The organism is Mesorhizobium sp. PL10 (assembly GCF_053714315.1).
The window spans coordinates 1-390 of record NZ_JBSKBR010000212.1; the positions used below are offsets into that span (position 1 = coordinate 1).

At 62.1% G+C, this 390-nt stretch carries 1 protein-coding gene; it reads left to right on the top strand.

Features of this window, described 5'->3' with window-relative positions:
• The coding region (locus tag ACWGTO_RS33900; protein WP_454579007.1) for a hypothetical protein at positions 1–196 on the top strand (196 nt) is incomplete at its 5' end.
• Positions 197–390: the final 194 nt, after the last annotated feature.

Below are 390 nucleotides of genomic sequence, written 5' to 3' on the forward strand. Positions count from 1 at the left end.
CGATGGTGGCATCGACGATCTGCCCGCCCATCGCCAGGTAGCCGGCCTTGCCGAGGTGCTTATCGAAACGGGCGAACAGAGCCTTCGCCCGAAAGGGCGATGCCCGGATCGTTCCCTGGGGACGATGGGCGAGACGATCTCGTTGAGAGTTCCGAACCTGCCGGCCCAAGCGCGGCAAGGTCGTGAAACAGATTGAGACGCCTCGCTCTCCTGACCCTATCATGCGGCGGCCCAAGCGCCGACCGCGAAGAGAAGCGAGTGACCCACGGAACGGTCCAGAAAAAAGTGCAGGAGCATCTTGACCAAAACGACCCCAATCAGAGAGGACTCTCAGCGCCTTGCCGAGCGGCTTGCGGAAAACCTCCCACGGCACCACCGCATTCAGCTTCT